Genomic DNA, 15,964 nt, shown 5'->3' on the forward strand with positions numbered 1-15,964 from the left:
AGTAAGGACAAGTTATGTCTAAAGATGGTTCAGTCGCTCCGAAAGAGCGAATTAATATCCGATACGTACCCGCTACCGGCGATGCCCAGGAAGAGGTAGAGCTGCCCCTGAGTATGATGGTCGTGGGTGATTTCACCGGCCGCGACAATGAAACACCGATTGAAGATCGTGATCCGATCAATATCGACAAAGACAACTTCAACGATGTGCTGAGTGCGCATGCACCGAACGTTAAAGTGAATGTAGCCAACCGTCTGAGCGATGAAGAAGGCGCACAACTGGGTGTTGATCTGACCTTCAAAAATATGAAGGACTTCTCTCCGGAAGCGATTGCCCGTCAGGTCCCGGAACTGGGCAGTCTGCTGGAACTTCGTGAAGCACTGGTGGCACTGAAAGGTCCGCTGGGGAACGTACCTGCTTTCCGTAAGCGCATTGCGCAGGTGCTGCAGGATGAAGATTCACGCAATAAACTGCTCAGCGAACTGAGCATCAATACGAACAACGAAGAATAAGCAGGTGCCGAATGACAACTGAAGCAATGACACCGGAACAGGATGCACAACTGGTTGAATCCGGTTCTCTGTTAGACAGTATTTTAAATGAAACCCGTCTGAAGCCATCAGAAGATGGTTTTGATGTGGCGAAACGTGGTGTGGAAGCGTTCATTTCTGAACTGCTGAGCAAAAACATCTCTGACAAAGTTGACCAGTCGCTGGTTGATCTGATGATTGCTGAAATCGATCAGAAACTGTCTGCACAGGTTGATGAAATTCTGCACGCAGAAGAATTGCAGGCGATTGAATCTTCATGGCGTGGCCTGAAGTATCTGGTTGATCAGACGGATTTCCGTGAAAACATCCAGATCGAAGTGATTTCTGCGAAGAAAAATGAAGTGCTTGATGACTTTGATGATGCACCGGAAGTGGTGAAATCGGGTCTGTATAAGCAAATTTATACCCGTGAATACGGTCAGTTCGGTGGTAAACCGGTTGGTGCTGTGATCTGTGATTTCAAGATGACGGCTGCATCACCGGACATCAAGCTGATGGAATACATGGCAAACGTGGGTGCGATGTCTCATGCGCCGTTCATCACGTCGGCGGGTCCTCAGTTCTTCGGTGTCGACAGCTATGAAGAGCTGCCAAACCTGAAAGATCTGAAGTCGGTCTTCGAAGGCCCGCAGTACACCAAGTGGCGTGGTCTGCGTGAACACGAAGATTCCCGTTACCTGGGTCTGTGTACCACGGGCTTCATGCTGCGTTCTCCGTACTCGGTTGCAGATAACCCAATCAAAGCATTTGATTACAACGAGAATGTGTCTGCGAGCCACGACCATTATCTGTGGGGTAACTCGGCGTACGCACTGGCTTCACGTATTTCCGACTCATTCGCGAAATTCCGCTGGTGTCCGAACATCATCGGTCCTCAGAGCGGTGGTACGGTGAACGATCTGCCGGTTCATAACTTTGAGTCCATGGGCCGCATTGAAACCAAGATCCCAACTGAAGTGCTGGTTTCTGACCGTCGTGAATTTGAACTGGCGGAAGAAGGCTTTATTGCCCTGACCATGCGTAAAGGTTCTGACAACGCGGCATTCTTCTCTGCTAACTCGGTTCAGAAGCCGAAGTTCTTCGGAAATTCTCCGGAAGGCAAAGATGCAGAAACCAACTACAAGCTGGGCACTCAGCTGCCGTATATGTTCATCATCAACCGCCTGGCGCACTACCTGAAAGTGCTGCAGCGCGAGCAGATTGGTTCGTGGAAAGAGCGTACCGACCTGGAAATTGAACTGAACAAGTGGATCCGTCAGTACGTGTCTGATCAGGAGAATCCACCAGCAGAAGTTCGTGGCCGCCGTCCGCTGCGTGCTGCAAGAGTTGAAGTTTCCGATGTTGAAGGCGATCCGGGCTGGTACCGTGTTTCTCTGGCGGTTCGTCCGCACTTCAAATACATGGGCGCAAGCTTTGAGCTGTCTCTGGTCGGCAAACTGGATCAGAACTAATTGAAGGCGAGCGGTCGCTGTCAGGTAAGCATCTCGCTTATCCGCCAGCAGGCCGCTCGATATGATTTATGGATAAAGGTTACCGGTTACTGGAACGGATCGAGCTGGGGGAACCCAAAAACAGTTACGATGCTGTGGGCTCGACGCAGCACCTGATTGAATCAATTCACAATCACCTTGCAGATTTGCTCAATACCCACACGGGTAATGCCATGATTGCCAACGATTACGGGCTGCCTGACTTTAACGATGTCCTGGCGGACAAATCGAATATTGTCAGAGAAATCAGAAACAGTGTGAAAAGCACGATTGAGAAATATGAACCCCGTTTATCCGCCGTTGTTGTCCGGTATATCCCCCATGTGGACAACCCACTGCAGCTGAATTTTGCTGTCAGCGGAGAAGTGCTGCATAACGATAAGAAAACCATGATGAATATCGACTTATCCGTGGGTGTCGACGGTAAGTTTTCTGTTTAGAGACGACGAACATGACCTATAGCAAGTATTTCCAGGACGAGCTCTCGTTTCTCAAAGAAGCGGGTTCCGAGTTTTCAAAAAGTCACCCGCAATTAACCAAATTTCTCTCAGAAAGCAGTAACGACCCGGATGTTGAACGTCTGCTGGAAGGTTTCGCTTTTCTGAATGGTAAGCTGCGTCAGAAGCTGGATGATGAACTTCCGGAACTGACTCAATCCCTGATCGCTCTGCTTTGGCCGCACTATTTGCGTTCAGTGCCTTCGATGTGTATTGCTCAGTTCAGCCACCATGCGGGGAGTCTGTCGCAAAAGACGACGATTACGCGCGGGCATGAAATGGCCAGCAGGCAAGTGGATGACACGCAATGTGTTTTCCGGACCTGTTACGATGTTGACCTGTTTCCGCTGGAAATTAACTCGGTCACACAGCAAAACACACGATCGAACAGCCACCTGAATGTGACACTGTCGACAGACAGCGGCTCAGAGCTATCACGGATTGGGTTAGACACCCTGCGTTTCCATATTCACGGGGAGCTGCACGTTTCCCGGATTTTGTATTTGTGGCTGTTCCGGTACCTGGACAGTGTTGATGTGCAGCTGGCGGGTGGCGGAAGTAAACGGCTGCCTGCATCCTGCATTAAGAAAGTGGGTTTTGCCGATGATGAAGCTCTGCTGCCATATGGTCCGAATTCATTTTCCGGTTACCGTCTGGTTCAGGAGTATTTCTCAATGCCTGATAAATTCATGTTCTTTGATGTTGAAGGACTGGAATGGCTCAAAGGGGTACCGAATCAGAACACCATGAGTCTGGTGTTTAATTTCTCCCGGTCTCTGCCTTCGGAAGTCACCATTCGCGAGAAGAACCTGCGGTTGTTCTGTACGCCCGTTGCCAACCTGTTCGAGATGGATGCGGACCCGATTCGTCTGGATCACAAGCGAACTGAATACCGGATCCGGCCTCAGTCCACGAGACAGCAAAATCATGAGGTTTATTCCGTGAATCAGGTACGGGGCTGGAGTCAGGAAAACCGCCGTCAGGTCGATTACCTGCCGTTTGAATCCTTTGAACACCAGCTGGGAATTGACAGCCAGCAGCATTACTACAATGTCAAAGTGGCGGAACATGTTTCCGGAAAAGGGTTGTCTCATTACATTTCCTTCTTTGATCATAACGCCGGAGTGGCGAATCTTGAGACGGAAACTGTGCTCATCAAGCTGACCTGTACCAATGGTAAATTGCCGCAGCGTCTGGCACCGGGTGATATTGCTTTTACCACGCACAAATCAACGAACTATGCGGACTTTAAAAACCTGACAAAACCGACGGTGTCTGTCAGCCCGCAGATTGACAGCAGCCTGCACTGGCAGCTGATTGCCAATATGTCGCTCAATTATTTGTCGTTGATTGATGCCGATGTGCTGAAAATGATGCTGAGTATTTACGATTTCCACTCGCGCAGTGACCGTCAGTCTCAGCGGGCCTCGGCCAACCGGTTAAACGGGATTAAAGCCATTAGTATGAAGCCGGTCGAGCGGATCTTCCGCGGGCTTCCTATTCGCGGGAATTTGATTGAGCTGCAAATGGATTCCTCCATGTTTGCCAATGAAGGGGACATGTATTTGCTGGTGTCGATTCTGAATGAGTTTTTCTCGCTGTATTCCAGTATCAATTCTTTTTCTGAGCTGGAAGTCGTGGATGTCAAAACCGGTGAAATCTACCGATGGAATGGCAATCAGGGTAAGCAGGCAGTGATATGATCGACAAGATACAACAAGCCAGCCATGAGTTTGCTTTTTTTCAGGCTGTTTATCTGCTTGAAGCGAATGCCAGGAAGCAGGAGCCGGCACAGTTTAAATCGGCCGGTCTGGCGAAAACGCAGTCTGAGGAGTTTCTTCGCTTTCGTATTTCTCCTGAACTCGGATTTCCGCGCGCTGATATCGCGCAGTTTGAAACTGTGCAATGGAGTCACCGTGAGGTGCCCAGCCTGACAGTGAACTTCGGCGGACTGCACGGGACCGGTTCGCCGCTGCCAACCGCATACACGGAGAAGCTGGCCGGCAGAGACGGCGAGGATAATCCGGTCAAAGATTTCTTCGACTTCTTTCATCACCGTTATTTATCGCACCTTTACCGGATATGGAAAAAGTACAGATACCATGTGCGTTACGAATCCGGTGCCGTCGATCCGTTGTCCCGCAATCTGTTTAACCTGGTTGGGATATCCTCTGAACTCAGTGACGAAAGTGACTTTCATTTCGACAGGGCAAAACTGCTGTCTTATATCGGCCAGCTGTCCTCCAGAACCCGGTCACCCAATCTGGTTTCCGGCGTGGTGGCGCACTGCTTTAATCTGAAAAAAGTCAGCATTGAGCAGTGGGTGCCGCGCAGAGTCAAAATTGCGCCCTCACAACTGAACAGTCTGGGGCATGTGAATTGCGTTCTCGGGCGCGATTATCACCTGGGTGACCATCTGATCGATATTACCGGGAAGTTTAACCTGGTGTTTCATGATCTGAGTTTTGAGGAATACTGCCACTTTTTACCCGGCGAGCAGGGGAATATTTTGCTGAAGGAACTGATGCGTTTCGTCTTGCGCGACCCGATGGCCTGGGATTTAAAAATGGAAGTGATGAACGACGATCTGCCTGCCAGCGTGTTGGGTGCGCAGGGGGCAAACCGGCTTGGTCAGGTCAGCTGGCTGGGCAATGTGCAGGGTGACAAGCAGACGGTTGTCGTCATTGGCGCTGTCTGAGTATGGATACAGCGACACCCGGCTGCCGGCGTTGAAGGGGCAGTCGGGTGTCGTGGTTTTTTTCGTCAAATCTCACCAAACGCGAACGTTTGCCGGGATGGCACTTACCGGCAGATCGGGCTGTGGAATACGACGGTTGTATGCAGCTCTTTGATACCCGGAATATTCTCGGCTTCATCACACAACTCATTCATGACATGTAATGAAGAAGCTTCCAGCAGCGTAATAATATCGAACCCGCCGCCAACGACACTGATGGTCTTGATTTCAGGGATCTCTCTCAGGCTGTCACACACTTTCTTTTTCCAGCCATTTTTACATTTAATCAGCAGGTAGCAGCTGGTCAGGTTGGCGCTTTTTTGTGTCCCGATTTTCGCCGTATACCCTTCAATGACACCGGATTTCTCCATACGGGAAATGCGTTCAGCCACTGCGGTTCGTGAAAGGCCCACACTGCGGGCCATATTCGCGATAGATTCTCGTCCGTTAATCAGCAGACTCGACAATATCTTCCTATCAATCCGGTCTACGGTGTTGCTATGTAAAGTACTCATTATCTTTATTCTCGACTTTGATTAACCTAGGCTACCAACTTACTGAATCTGTTCTGGGACAGAGAAGTTGTATAATTCTTGCAGCAGGAATGGGTTATTAGAATTTGACGGTTTGACTTTCACCGTCATATGACGCCCTGAGACAAGAATGTCAGCATTGAATCCACCATCGGATGTTGGCTCGAGTTGTGCTTCGTTCAACAGCCGGAAGATAGACCAAAATCCCTCTTTTGCGATTCTGTGTTGTTCTCCGCTTGATGTAATGTCCTGAATGTTTACGTTCACGAAAAACTCATTACTTGCCGGTGGCCAGGCAAACTGCTTACTTTTTGCCGGACCGTGGTAGTAATCCAGTGACTCACCCCCGAAATCCAGACTCGCACGAATGGCGCTGGAATCCAGATCGATGAAGCGCGAACTGAAATCAATGTTGAACTTGTTCGAGGTCGGATCAAACAAGACGTTTTTGATCATCGTATAGTTCTTCATCTGGGTGATCATTTCCTGCGACAGTCGCAGGGTTTCACCGTCGACACGCTTCGCCTGCCACAGGTTGGTGTCGTAAAACGGAGAAAGATTATCTTTAATAAAGCCGTCCATCGTGCCCTGTGCGGCAAAGAACTCTTCGAAATCGGTCAGTGAGATCTCTGTTTCTGCCTGCTTGCTGAACGGATACTTATTCTGTCCGACCAGGGCAAATTTGCTGTAAACGTTACTGGTCCACAGTTCCTGAATCCCCAGCTCTGACTCGGTCAGCAGTGTGGCCCAGGCCTGATGGGCAATTTCGTTCAGCCAGCTTTTCACCGGCTCCGGTGTTTTCTGTGCGATTTGTTTCAGGCGGACAATTGGATCCGCATCCGTTTCACGCATCCGGGCTTTCGCTGCCGCCAGAGCTGCCTGCTGCACATTCGGGGCATCCGTAATTTGCTTCAGGTAAGCCCGGAGGTTACTGAGCGAACTGATGACTTGATCCCAGGGGGCCTGAGAATTTTCTGTTTCACTGGTCTGCAGGTTATTGATGACGGCAAAGGTTTTTTCTACCCGGTTCATCAATTCGTAATCCGGCTCAATGGCTTTCTCTGCCGTAGCTTTCAATGCATCAACTGCCTGGTTGAGACGCTGATCTTTCGGCGCAAGCTGTGCCAGTGCAGACGTATCCGGCGAATATTTTGTATTGGTATACAGCAGATTCAGGATCGTACTCAGCGGTGATGCCGGGCCGGACATAATGTCGATGGCATTGGTCATATCGACGATATTGTCGAATTGCTTAAAGCGCAGATCACTGATGGCCGTCCGCCAGATGTTAATGTAGTCATCGGTATATTTACGGCGAACTTTCGCCTGAAATGCTTTCAGTTCTTCTTCCGACGGCTGGGTATTATTCGACAGCCCCAGCACCCAGTTATCGGCAATCAGGTCTTGCGACAGTGATTCAGACAGCGGGCGGTAGAAGGTTGTAAAACCGGTAGCGGTATAAATCTTGTTGATGTTCAGTTCATCCTGGTGATTTTTCTCCATGTCGAAAATTTCACCAAAGTTAAAACCGATTGCTCTTGGAATACTGAGCTGACCAAGGTCTGCGTCCCGGCCGCTGTTCAGAATCTGGCTGTAAGCAATATCAACTTTCGACTGAGACAGCAGCTCACGGCGTGTGGTCCGCACCAGATCCCAGTTAATGTTGTGCGACGGGAAATTGGTTTTGAAATAAACTGCCAGATAATCTTTGATGTTGGCGTAACTGCCGTCTGTACCAAAATCATCAGCAACAATTCTGGAGATCGATTTCAGCAAAAAGCTGTAATCGCGTTTATCACTTTCGCTCAGCATCAGATACGTCTTCAGCAGGTGCAGTTTCTCCTGATGAGACAGACGGCTCTGTGCCAGTTCCTGACTGATATGCTTTTCAATCAGGGGCATCAGTTGCAGATGAATACTGTCCAGCAGATGGCGATAAGCAATCTGAGTGGTTTTGTCGAGTTTATCGACATTGATATCAATGATTTTCTCATCCAGCAAACGGCTGGCATCGACCCAGGCCTGATACAACGGCTGAATCCCGCTGGATGTGAGCGCCAGCTGCCTTTTCAGGTTGGCCTGAGCGTCATCTTCTGTCGGATTTTCTGAAACATCGAGTAGCTGGTTAATGATCGAAATGTTCTGTTGGGTGGTTGTCAGGAAATAGTAACCACTTACACCCAGCAAAGTGACACAGGCAGCCATTGTCATCCGGCTTTTGCGGATCAGTTGCTTGAGATGTCGCTTGTTCTCACCGGCAAAGTTGGCCTCTGGCAGCACCTGTTCATCAATAATAAAACGGGTGAACAGCGGCGATTCCGAAAGCTGGTCATGCTCGGAAGCAATCATCGGGACATTGAAATGGTTGCTGCAGCCTTTGGCCAGCAGGTTGTATTTCCGGCCACCCTGATGACTGGAAGTGAAATAGAGGCCCCGGAGATCCACCATATGGAAGCCGTCTTTTTCCAGCCGCACTTTATTCAGCGTGTCCCGGACCAGACCATGGCAGAGCTCGAACTGTTTCGGAAAAGTGACCAGCGCACTGTTGTTGATCAGAGAACGTTCCATGGCGGCACAGTCCAGTGTGCTCTGCTCCATCTTGCTCAGAATGGCATAAAAACCATTGTCGAAGATGTCGTTGATTGTGCCCTTGGCATCTTTCAGAGAAATCGTCAGGTGTTCTAACTGGGCTTTCAGCGGGCTGAGTGAAACGAATTCCTTGAAGCCTTTCAGCTTATCAATTTTCGACAGGAACACATACGCAGGCAGGGCGCTGTAGGTTCTTTCTGTAATATCACTCAGGCGGGTATTGATGATATCCAGAATATATTCACGCTGTGTATCTTCCTGCGTGATCAGAAATTCCAGATCAACCACATACAGACAGCCAGCGAAAGGCTTTCTTGGCTTGATGCTGATGATTTTATCCAGAAATGCTTTCCAGAGCATCTGGTCGGTATTGGATGTGTCCTGATAGATCAAACGGGGAGCTGGCTTGATAAAAATCGCCTGATCAGATTCGTACCAGAGGAAATAATCCGTCTGGAGTGTGTTTTTCTGATCAATGGGTTTGATCGCATGCGAACTGGTCAGCAGAGACGTTTTCCCTGATTTTTTATTACCAAGCATCAGGTAGATTGGCTTATGACTGGACCCTTTCAGCAAAGAGGCAAGCAGACCTTTCAGCGTCTCTTCTTCGGTTTCAATATCGCTGTTTGAACGTGACTTACGTTTTTTGACCTCGTAACCGATCAAAACGATGATCGCCGCTGTACAGACCAGGGCAATCGGACCCCAAGTCAGATAATGACTGAAAGGTAAGTCCATCACGAAATAAGAGAATAAGCCGTACAATACAGAGAGCAGCACAGCAGAGAGTATAATAAATACCCTCGGTGTTTTGAGTGTTTTAATCAAGATATAACCTGCCAGTTTTTGTTATTGGTTTTGTTGTTCGAATTGGTTTGATATTTCCATCAGGCGGTATTGGTAAGCGCTGAGCGTTTTTTGCGCTTTGATAATATCCTCACGCTCAATGTGACCTTTCTCCAAATAATCAAGGCGACCAAGAAACGGAAAAAGAGTATTACTAAATTTATAGGCCGCGGTGATATTGTCGCTTTCGTCGACTAAAGCGGCGTTGGCAATAATCGTCCGTGCACGTTTGAACTGGTCGTTTATGGCCTGATAGTCACTGGCCAGTGCTGTTTTTCCTGCTTGGTACTGAGACACCGCAGTTTTAGCCGCAATGGAATCCGGATAAAGTGAATTCACATGATTCGCCAGTGCTTCCAGCACCTGATGGTTGTAAACACGTTCAGGATAGGCGGTCCAGTCCTGCATCAGTTCACTGGTACGGGTCAGTACTTCCTCCTTCAGGCGGTTTTTGAAGTATGGCTCCGCATGGATCAATTTTGAGGTGATCTTCTCCAGCTGCACTGCAGAAGCCGCCGGGATATCTCGCTGATACAGATACTGACGAACAGCAGCAATTGAAAACACAAGACATCCCAGGATAAATACAGTTGCAAGCCAGTAACACCAGGCGGGAAGTCTGGGTTTGGTTTCAGTTTCTTTCGCTGTGTCCTGCGCCGGTGTTGCCTCTTCGGCTGTTTCAGCTAGTGGCTGCGCAGTACCTTTACGCTGGCGGGATTCTTCTTTCTCAGCCAGTTCTTCGAGGTGATCTTTCCACTCGGTGAATTGTTTGCGTACAGGCCCCAGCGATGGTGCCTGCTTGCCCAGCTGGTGTTGCAGTTCCTGTTCCAGACTGAGTGCAAAGCGATGTCCGGCCTCAACCAGCGCCAGGTCTTTCAGGCTGACTTTGATTTTTTTCAGCGCAGTGGGAAGCTGTTCAGCAACCCAGTCAAAAGACTGAACCCGGGCATTGGGTTTGTCGGCACTTGGAAAAGCCGAATGCCAGTACACAATGCTTAGATCGTTCAGCACATTTAAGCCGACGACGGCACCTTTTAAGCCATCGATGCGGCAGGCAGCAACGCAATAGTAGCTCGCACACCGAAAGTCTTTGCTGTGTGAGGTTAACAGTGTTTCGGCCGTAGAATAGATCTCCTTCCATGGTGCAGGGGATACAAAACTACTCAGCCGGTTTACATTTCTTTTGAGATCAGAAAACAGATCCAGTGTACGTGGATCCTGGCCAACGGGCGACTGCGCCGATATTGGCCTGAGTGCAATATCAGTGAATTTCATGGTAAATAGCCAACTTCAAAAGTAATAGAAACTGAAAGTTTTACGTTTGGATAGTCCTTTTCCAATCGCTTACTTAAAGTTTAATTTATTAGTAGATACTAAATTATAAGGCGGAAAAATTTGTCTTTTTGTTAATACCTTTCGTATTTAAAATTGTTCCATCATTCTGCTACAGGCGTTTTGTCGCTTTATGCAGTCCATTTTAAAATATCGAGGTTCATTTTCACGGAAACCCCTTGAATTGAGAATATTTTAAGCATAACGGGCATACGAAACTAAGTGGATGATTTGTTTACTGGCTTAAGATCACAAAAGATATAATGATAATGGATTATCTGTTTGTTTTTATTGGTTTTATTTTGTGTTTTCTTTGTTTTTGACATTCCTCTGACAAAGTGAAAAGGCATTTTGTGTCTTAATTAAATCCTTGTTTTTGAAGAGGTAAAATATTATTGTGACTTTTGTTCCATATGTGAGAGCTTATATTTAATGTTAACAACTTGAGTGTTTTGGGAATAATTTCACATTAATTAAAAACCATAATTTCTTTATCAGTTTTGAATGAGCTCATTTCCGGATGCGAAGTGGGTGTTAAATCGACAACAATCTCAGTCAAAATGAAAATATCCATAGTTAAATTAACTGAATTTCATGACGGCCCAATTGAGCCCTTGAATTCATTATTTCATGCGTTTATCTTTCAGATGTTTTTAATTTAGTGAACGCGAACATTATGAATCGTCTTCAACATTCAGTCTGTTTATTCATCGGTTTGATACTTTCTGCTCCGGCTTTATCCAAAGGCGAGCGTTTTGGTGTCACGGCTGCTTATTATGATTTCACTTCAAGTGCCGAAGAGGGCGAGTCAGGTGAAAACCAAAGTATGCGATGGGGGCTTGTGCATACCCGGCCCATTGATGATAACAGCGCACGCTGGCGCTGGTGGTTTGGCCTGAATTATCTCTCCGACAATATTCCTGCACCCCAGAATGGTATCTATCAGGAAGTGGACAATTATGAATTCAGGGTATTGCCTCAGTATGCGTTTCCCGTCACCAGCTGGTTAACGCCTTATATCGGGGCGGGTATCTCACTGGCATACAGTGAGTATTCAGAGCGCTGGTATGTCGATTCCGATGAGTTCAAATATGGCACCCAGCTGCAGGACAATAATGCCTTTGAGGCTGGGTTGTTGCTCAATGCAGGGACCGTCCTGAAAATTGGCAGTAATCCTGATGCACATTTGCAGTTGGTACCTCAGGCAACGCTGATCATTCCCGTCAATAATGGCTTGGGCGGCGTTGAATTTTCCTTATCGTTTCTTTTTTGATTTTTGCTTATGACGCATAAAACGCTCATTCTCACCGTGAACAGCGCCCCTGACGAGTATACAGGGGTCAAAAAAATGGAATTTGACAGTCTTGGGGGCAGCATCGGCCGCAGCGCTCAGTGCTTTTTCCATCTGGAAGATCATAACAAGTATCTGTCTGGTACTCATGCGCTCATTACCAGCTATAACGGTGAGTTCTACCTGAATGACATCAGTACCAACGGGACTTTCATTAATGACAAGCGAGCCCTGAAAAATCAGCCTTCTGCGTTGCAGGAAGGGGACACGGTGTCATTGGGGCGTTATGAGCTGACGGTCAGCTTCGAGAATGAAATCCAGCATATCAATCTGGCAGAAGACATTATGCCGGAGATGAAAAGCAGCGACCCCGTTGAATCACTGAATGTCGTCTTGCCGCCCAAAGCCGAAGAGTTTGCTGAAGGGACCGTAGAAGAGCTCTTTTTTCCGCCGGATGAAAAGGCTGACACCACCGAGCCCTTGTACCATCTTCAGGAAGAAGAAGATGAAGCGGAAGCGCTGATTGAAGATGAGATCCCAAAACCTGAAGTGGATTACACACCACCGCACCGGCAGATGCTGGATGACAGTGAAAGTATTCATTCCGAAATGGACGTGCCGAACCTGATTCCGGAAGACTGGAATTTTGGTGGTGAACCGGTAGCGTCCGTGCCGAAACCGGTTCAGAGACCGGTACAGCGACCAGCACCACTTCAGCCTGAAATGCGTGCCGAGCGCATCCCGTCCCATCCGCCGAAACCTGAAAAACCAGCCCCGATTGCTGAGCCGGCTGCCCTGGGTTTACTGGCTCACACTGAAATGTCGCCCCTCTCTGGCAGGCAGGCTGAATCTGCTTTTCTGGACGGGTTGGGGATGTCGACGGAGCAAAGACAGCTTTGCGATGAAAACTGGTACCGGCAGATGGGATTATGTTTGCGGGGCTGTCTGGATGCGATGACATCCGAGCTGCGCCAGTCACTGGCACTGGCTGGTGAGGCCGATGAGTCTCAGGCCCATTTGCTGGACAGCATGCTGTCGCTTTATCAGCAGTCCATTCTTGAACCGGTTGAACTTGTTGAGCATATCCATGAAGAGCTGGCCACGCATCGGGCTCGTCTGAACCAAGCCAGAAAATCGCTGTTCATGCAGCAACTGACGTCACTCTCCCCTGCAGCTTTCGAAGCAGAACAACAGGAAAAAGGCGGCGGCTGGCTGAAGAAGCAGCGTCTCTGGAGTGCGTATCAGGACCATTTTGCACAGCAGCAGTCGGATATGCAGTCTGAAACGCAAGAAAGCGCTGATGCGAATCTGGCAACCAAGTACAGGGAATTATTACAGGGGCAAAATGCGTAATTTATTGTTGGGTTTAATGGTTGCACTGTCTTTGTCTGGTTGTGCAGTGTGGGAACAGTTTAAAGATACTGCCGGATTGATTCCGGAAACGGCTGAAATTGAAGTGCACATCACAACGGACAAGAGTCTGAATGTCCGGCCGAACGGATCATCGTCACCGGCAATCTTGCGGATTTATGAACTGTCTTCGCCAGTGCTGTTTCGCAGCCTGGATTTCTTTTCGCTGTTTGAGAATGACAAATCTGCGCTGGGTGATGAGTACATCAAACGCTACGAATACCAGTTAGAGCCGGGACAGGAACTGACCGAATTTCTGAAACTTCAGCCGGAAACGCGTGCGGTCGGATTTGCGGTCGCATTCCGGGATATCAACGGCACCAGCTGGCGCACCATTCACACGATAGAAGAGCGTAAAAGCTATTTTCTGGACGTGAATCTGGTGAATAACGTGTTGTCGGTAGAACGCACGAAAGGTGTAGAACAGATTTATTTCTAAGGAAGTTATTATGTCATTGTATAACCCTGTGGTCTGGCAAGACGGCATGTTTATGAAACCGCAGCACTTCCAGCAACTGGACCGGTTTCATTCCCAGCAGATGAGTTTGTGTACGGCGTTGAGTTCACCGCTGAGCTGGGGCATCAGCCGGCTGGAGATCAACCACGAATTGCTGAAAATGGGCAAAATTGGTGTAACGGTTGCAGAGGGGATTCTGCAGGACCGTACGCCGTTTGCGTTACCGGCGGAAGCGCCTGCTCCGTCAATGCTTGAAGTGGACTCGTCGACTGTCGATAAAGTTGTGTATCTGTGCTGCCCGCTGCCTTCTGAACAGGGCGAACTCTATACCAATGCCGGGGATGGTGCACGTTATTGCCTTCAGGAACAGCAGGTCGTGGACTGCCTGTATGACAGTGAAGACACCACTACGATTCACGTCGGCAGTCTGAATTTCCGTCTGATGCTGGAGAGCGACGATCGCTCGGCATACACGTCAATTGCAATCCTGAAAATCTCTGAAGTGAAAAGTGACGGGACAGTCGTTCTGGATGATAAGTTTATCCCGACTTGTCTGGATATCCGCGCCTCAGCAGTACTGACTAAATTTGTGACTGAATTTGCATCACTGCTGAAGCACCGGGCTGAATCCATTGTGGCACGCCTGGGTGTGGTTGATCAGCAGGGCGTTTCTTCTGTTGCTGACTTTATGTTGCTGCAGGCGGTGAATAAATTAGAGCCGCTGTTCTGGCATATCGGCAGTCTGGAAGGTGTTCATCCTGAAGCGCTGTATCGTGTATTGCTGCAGGCAGAAGGTGATCTGGCAACACTGTGCTCATCCTCACGTCGTCCTGAAGCCTATCTGCCTTATAACCACGGTGATCTGAGCGAATGTATGTGGTCGCTGATCAGCCGGAACCGCAGCAGCCTGACCGTCATGTCTGAGCAGCGTGCCATTCCGCTGGTGCTGAAAGAGCAGGGCTATGGCGTTCGGGTGGCCAATATCGCCGATCGCGACATCATTGAAACCACCACCTTCATTCTGGCCGTGAAGGCAGACGTCACGCTGGATGTCCTGCATACACGCTTTGTTTCTCAGGTGAAAGTGGGCAGCCTGGAAAATATCCGTGATCTGGTGAACTTCCAGTTGCCGGGCATTGCAATTAAGCCAATGCCGGTTGTGCCGCGACAGTTGCCTTATCATGCCGGCTTTACTTACTTCGAACTGGACAAGGCATCTGAAGAATGGAAAGCGCTGTCTTCTTCTTCAGGTATTGCGATGCATGTTTCGGGAGATTTCCCGAACCTGGAACTGCAGTTGTGGGCGGTTAGATTATGAGTCCGGCAGACGATGATGTAACGGTCGTATTATTTCAGTCGGAGCCGGGCAAACCGATGGAGGTCATGCCCGCTCCGGAAGTTCCGCGAAATATTGCGGTGAAACAGCTGGAAATCAAGAAACTTGGTATTAACCAGCTGGTGGATGAATTCACTTGGGTGCTGGCTTGCCTGACCTGCATCCCATCGATTCCCTGGCTGGATGACCCGACAGCTTTGCGGGAGCAGATCAGCCGTGAAATTCAGGATGCGGAAAAACGCCTCCTGCTGGCAAATACGGATCGTGCTTCATTGCTGGTGATGCGCTACTGCGTATGCTCGGCTGTGGATGAGGCCGTATACAGCCAGGAGTGGGGCGAGAAAAGTAACTGGAGCACGCACAGCCTGCTGGCTGAATTTCATAATGAAACGTCGGGCGGCGATAAGTTTTACACCATCCTGGACAGACTGCGTCAGGATCCGAAACGTTACCGGCATCTGATAGAGTTTTTGTATTTTCTGCTGCAGGTTGGTTTTAAAGGCAAGTTTGGTCGTGTCGAACGAGGCAATGAAAAAATTGCTGATATTGCAGATACGGTATACCGGTTGATTAAAGAAGATCGACTGGTTGATCAGGAAAAGCTGCAGTTAGTGAATATGAAGGCGGCCTCCATCAGCCGACCGCTACGGCGAGTGATTCCCCCAAAACTGATTGTCGGGCTGACCGTCACTTTACTGGCAGCGATGTATGCCGCAACGTACTGGGTGATTGACTTTAAGTTTAATCAAATCCTGAGTTAAACCGATTCATTGATGTTCAGAAGATTGCTTGCTGAAGCGCGACTTGTTCGCGCTTTTTTATAAATAATTGATTTTGTTGATTTTATTTGAGTTTTGGTCGCATCTAACCATGGTCTGATCTTCTAAAGAATCTT

Annotated in this window: 13 protein-coding genes; 10 read left to right on the top strand and 3 right to left on the bottom strand. The window is 48.7% G+C overall.

Going from position 1 to position 15,964, the window contains the following annotated elements:
* The first annotated feature begins 14 nt into the window (after positions 1-14).
* The 5 genes from tssB (at position 15) to tssG (ending at position 5,236) form a co-directional block, all read left to right on the top strand.
* Positions 15-512 carry a type VI secretion system contractile sheath small subunit gene (tssB, locus tag SPK40_RS15605; protein ID WP_248142731.1) on the top strand — a complete coding sequence of 166 codons (498 nt, stop codon included), beginning with the start codon at positions 15-17 and terminating at the stop codon, positions 510-512.
* 11 nt (positions 513-523) lie between these two features.
* Complete coding sequence (tssC, locus tag SPK40_RS15610) at positions 524-2,002, top strand: type VI secretion system contractile sheath large subunit (protein ID WP_248142730.1); 1,479 nt, start codon at positions 524-526, stop codon at positions 2,000-2,002.
* Positions 2,003-2,070: 68 nt separating this feature from the next.
* A complete protein-coding gene (tssE, locus tag SPK40_RS15615; RefSeq protein ID WP_248142729.1) occupies positions 2,071-2,481 on the top strand; it encodes a type VI secretion system baseplate subunit TssE in 411 nt (136 codons plus the stop codon).
* 11 nt (positions 2,482-2,492) lie between these two features.
* Positions 2,493-4,241 (top strand): type VI secretion system baseplate subunit TssF, encoded by a 1,749-nt coding sequence (tssF, locus tag SPK40_RS15620; protein ID WP_330961084.1) that lies wholly within the window; start codon positions 2,493-2,495, stop codon positions 4,239-4,241.
* Positions 4,238-5,236, top strand: a complete 999-nt coding sequence (gene tssG / locus SPK40_RS15625; protein ID WP_330961085.1) for a type VI secretion system baseplate subunit TssG — start codon at positions 4,238-4,240, stop codon at positions 5,234-5,236. The genes tssF and tssG overlap by 4 nt, the downstream gene beginning before the upstream one ends.
* Positions 5,237-5,340: 104 nt before the next feature.
* Here the strand turns inward: tssG and SPK40_RS15630 are convergent, their stop codons facing one another.
* The 3 genes from SPK40_RS15630 to SPK40_RS15640 are packed head-to-tail and all read right to left on the bottom strand — an operon-like array spanning position 5,341 to position 10,518.
* Entirely contained in the window at positions 5,341-5,793 is a 453-nt protein-coding gene (locus SPK40_RS15630; protein ID WP_371929434.1) for an Lrp/AsnC family transcriptional regulator, read from the bottom strand.
* A 36-nt stretch (positions 5,794-5,829) separates the two neighbouring features.
* Positions 5,830-9,225 (bottom strand): type VI secretion system membrane subunit TssM, encoded by a 3,396-nt coding sequence (gene tssM, locus SPK40_RS15635; RefSeq protein ID WP_330961086.1) that lies wholly within the window; start codon positions 9,223-9,225, stop codon positions 5,830-5,832.
* A gap of 21 nt (positions 9,226-9,246) precedes the next feature.
* The gene (locus SPK40_RS15640) at positions 9,247-10,518 is read right to left on the bottom strand and encodes a type VI secretion system ImpA family N-terminal domain-containing protein (RefSeq protein ID WP_248142724.1); all 1,272 of its coding nucleotides are present in this window, start codon (positions 10,516-10,518) and stop codon (positions 9,247-9,249) included.
* Between the two features lie 733 nt (positions 10,519-11,251).
* On the opposite strand from SPK40_RS15640, the gene SPK40_RS15645 reads away from it, so the two are divergent.
* The 5 genes from SPK40_RS15645 to icmH are packed head-to-tail and all read left to right on the top strand — an operon-like array spanning position 11,252 to position 15,830.
* Positions 11,252-11,848 carry a porin family protein gene (locus SPK40_RS15645; protein ID WP_248142723.1) on the top strand — a complete coding sequence of 199 codons (597 nt, stop codon included), beginning with the start codon at positions 11,252-11,254 and terminating at the stop codon, positions 11,846-11,848.
* Between the two features lie 9 nt (positions 11,849-11,857).
* Entirely contained in the window at positions 11,858-13,219 is a 1,362-nt protein-coding gene (gene tagH, locus SPK40_RS15650; RefSeq protein WP_330961087.1) for a type VI secretion system-associated FHA domain protein TagH, read from the top strand.
* Complete coding sequence (gene tssJ / locus SPK40_RS15655; protein WP_248142721.1) at positions 13,212-13,715, top strand: type VI secretion system lipoprotein TssJ; 504 nt, start codon at positions 13,212-13,214, stop codon at positions 13,713-13,715. The genes tagH and tssJ overlap by 8 nt, the downstream gene beginning before the upstream one ends.
* A gap of 10 nt (positions 13,716-13,725) precedes the next feature.
* Complete coding sequence (tssK, locus tag SPK40_RS15660) at positions 13,726-15,051, top strand: type VI secretion system baseplate subunit TssK (RefSeq protein WP_330961088.1); 1,326 nt, start codon at positions 13,726-13,728, stop codon at positions 15,049-15,051.
* Positions 15,048-15,830, top strand: a complete 783-nt coding sequence (gene icmH / locus SPK40_RS15665) for a type IVB secretion system protein IcmH/DotU (protein ID WP_248142719.1) — start codon at positions 15,048-15,050, stop codon at positions 15,828-15,830. The genes tssK and icmH overlap by 4 nt, the downstream gene beginning before the upstream one ends.
* The last annotated feature ends 134 nt before the right edge of the window (positions 15,831-15,964 follow it).

This window comes from Photobacterium sp. 53610 (genome assembly GCF_036409375.1).
Classification (GTDB): Bacteria; Pseudomonadota; Gammaproteobacteria; order Enterobacterales; family Vibrionaceae; genus Photobacterium.

Excerpts from the sequence above, each read along its gene's own strand:
- tssB (WP_248142731.1), top strand. The coding sequence starts at position 15 with ATGTCTAAAGATGGTTCAGTCGCTCCGAAAGAGCGAATTAATATCCGA.
- tssC (WP_248142730.1), top strand. The coding sequence starts at position 524 with ATGACAACTGAAGCAATGACACCGGAACAGGATGCACAACTGGTTGAA.
- tssE (WP_248142729.1), top strand. The coding sequence starts at position 2,071 with ATGGATAAAGGTTACCGGTTACTGGAACGGATCGAGCTGGGGGAACCC.
- tssF (WP_330961084.1), top strand. The coding sequence starts at position 2,493 with ATGACCTATAGCAAGTATTTCCAGGACGAGCTCTCGTTTCTCAAAGAA.
- tssG (WP_330961085.1), top strand. The coding sequence starts at position 4,238 with ATGATCGACAAGATACAACAAGCCAGCCATGAGTTTGCTTTTTTTCAG.
- SPK40_RS15640 (WP_248142724.1), bottom strand. The coding sequence starts at position 10,518 with ATGAAATTCACTGATATTGCACTCAGGCCAATATCGGCGCAGTCGCCC.
- SPK40_RS15645 (WP_248142723.1), top strand. The coding sequence starts at position 11,252 with ATGAATCGTCTTCAACATTCAGTCTGTTTATTCATCGGTTTGATACTT.
- tagH (WP_330961087.1), top strand. The coding sequence starts at position 11,858 with ATGACGCATAAAACGCTCATTCTCACCGTGAACAGCGCCCCTGACGAG.
- tssJ (WP_248142721.1), top strand. The coding sequence starts at position 13,212 with ATGCGTAATTTATTGTTGGGTTTAATGGTTGCACTGTCTTTGTCTGGT.
- tssK (WP_330961088.1), top strand. The coding sequence starts at position 13,726 with ATGTCATTGTATAACCCTGTGGTCTGGCAAGACGGCATGTTTATGAAA.
- icmH (WP_248142719.1), top strand. The coding sequence starts at position 15,048 with ATGAGTCCGGCAGACGATGATGTAACGGTCGTATTATTTCAGTCGGAG.